The following is a 2,184-nucleotide window of genomic DNA, read 5'->3' on the forward strand; positions in this document are numbered from 1 at the left end:
AGTTTGCCGTTTTGCAAAATTGCGGCGGCGCTATCATGCCCGACCCCGTCGAGTGGAAACAGGTTAAGCGGGATATCCTCGATGTTCTCGCCAAACGATGTCAGTGCGCTGAAGATCGTCGGATGACTCACGGAATGGCGCAGGCGCGACTTGAGCTTGCTATCGACGTCGCCCGTCCATCCATGTCTCCGATGACCCGCATAACCCAGAACAAGCATGCTATTACCTCACCTTATGGCTCCGGTCGGGCTCCGTATGGCACCGACGTTGCCGCCGCCTACGTGATCTTCTGCTTAATGTTTACCATGAAGGTGGTTTATAAATTTGACAATTTTGTTCCCGATATTGGTGTGTTAAGGTAAACTACCTCTGAAACGCCGGGCTAGGTCGCGCCGAAGTTTCCCGCACATGAGTAGAATAAGCGAGACGCTGTACCGTGATTGCGGTGGGGAGGAGATGCGGGGAATTTTAAAGCGCCAGCAGACCAGCGTGACGTTTCTTCCGGTTTTGGCCTCGGCGCTCGCGAGCGTAATTACCGGGACTGCGCTGGTGGCCACACGTTTCGTCGTGTCGGGGTCAGACGGTTTGACCATCGCCACCCTTCGTTACCTCGTGGCTGCATCCTGTCTGGTACCACTGATTCCGATTGTTTCAAGTATCAGAGTGCCGCGTCGCGATCTCCTAGCAATAGCCGGACTGGGCCTGCTTTACTTCGGCCTCTTCCCGTGGTGCATCAGCGCCGCTATGAAATTCACCACCGCATCCGGCGGTGCTGTGGTGCTCGCTTGTACACCCGCTGCCACCTTGCTGCTCGGGAAGCTCACTGGCCGGGAGGCCTGGTCGGTTCGCAAAGGCCTCGGCGTGGTCTTCGCAATTGTCGGCGCTGCCATCGCGATCGGGCATGTCGGGTTCGATTTTCAGGCCGCCGCCTGGCGCGGCGATTTGGCAATGATATTGGCAACTCTGCTCGGAGCGGTCTATGCGATCTTCTCCAAGCCTTATCTGAAAAAATATTCTCCGCTTGCGGTCACTGCTATCGCTATGGCTGCGGGCGCGCTTGGATTATTGGTCTTTTGGGGGGCAATCGACCTACCGAACGGTTTTCCACATTTGAATCCAACAGGCTGGTTGGCGATCGCCTACATCGGCATCGCCGGCGGCGCGTTGTCGTTCTTTCTCTACGCCTGGTCGCTCGGTCAAACAGCACCGACTACCACCATGATCATGCTGCCACTCAATCCCATCACGGCCGTTATTGCCGGTTCCCTGTTCTTGCGGGAACCGCTGACAATTACGCTGTTTCTGGGACTCATCCTGGTCGTAGTGGGCATATTCCTTGTCGTCGGCGTCACTGGACCGAGGCCCGTAAAAATTGCCTCCCGGCCGGTACAATGAAGCCCATTCTACTCAGCAATATAAATATGCAGCCGCTCGTACGCGCACTGCAGCCGTGGGAGGCTCTGGTCGGGACCCATAACAGCATGCTCGCCGACCTCTCGACGACCCAATCGCCTGCTTCCGCCGCCGATGTGACGCATGTTCTCTGTCTCTATGATTCCGACACGCTTATGGGCGAGGCTTTCTATGGCGGCGCGCCACGCGGGCAGTGCGAGATGTTTCTGCAGGCGCTCGACGGCTTTTGCGCCCGGCACATCGACAAGGTCGTGGTTGCCAATTTATTTTCGTTCAGTTCGAACCGCTGGCTCGGCTTCGCCGATGTTTTGCATGTGGACTCTCTGCGCGTACGGCAAACCGACCTAAATGGAAAGTTGGTCGCCATCGCGAAGTTGCGCCCCAACCTGCTGCTGCTCGATCTCGATCTATTATTTCGCCGGCATGGCGAGGATGTGCTGATTTCCAATGCTTTCTGGTACACGGCGCGAATTCGCTACTCGGCGCGGATGTTTGAGTTGCTTGCCGAAACGGTCCGGCAAGCGGTTGATGCCCACGCACAACGCAGTAAGAAAGTGCTGGTCCTCGATCTGGACGACACGCTGTGGGGCGGCATCGTCGGCGAAACCGGTCCGCTCGGCGTAGCACTATCGGAGGACGGCAGGGGCCTCTGCTACCGCGATTTTCAGCGCTGTATCAAGGCCGCAACTCGTACCGGCGTCCTACTCGAAATCGCCAGCAAGAATAATGAAGCCGATGTCATGGAGGTCTTTGACCGGAACAAGATGATGG

General features: G+C 57.1%; 2 protein-coding genes and 1 pseudogene. All 3 read left to right on the forward strand.

Annotated features, from left to right (window positions below; genetic code table 11):
• A partial coding sequence (locus WB528_RS28245; protein ID WP_423892726.1) for a hypothetical protein occupies positions 1–362 on the forward strand: 362 nt, incomplete at its 5' end.
• A gap of 46 nt (positions 363–408) precedes the next feature.
• Complete coding sequence (locus WB528_RS28250; protein ID WP_423892727.1) at positions 409–1,395, forward strand: DMT family transporter; 987 nt, start codon at positions 409–411, stop codon at positions 1,393–1,395.
• 26 nt (positions 1,396–1,421) lie between these two features.
• Positions 1,422–2,184 (forward strand): annotated as a pseudogene (locus tag WB528_RS28255) (hypothetical protein); the annotation flags it as partial.

It is taken from the genome of Bradyrhizobium sp., from assembly GCF_049586575.1.
Lineage (GTDB): Bacteria > Pseudomonadota > Alphaproteobacteria > Rhizobiales > Xanthobacteraceae > Bradyrhizobium.

Excerpts from the sequence above, each read along its gene's own strand:
- WB528_RS28250 (WP_423892727.1), top strand. The coding sequence starts at position 409 with ATGAGTAGAATAAGCGAGACGCTGTACCGTGATTGCGGTGGGGAGGAG.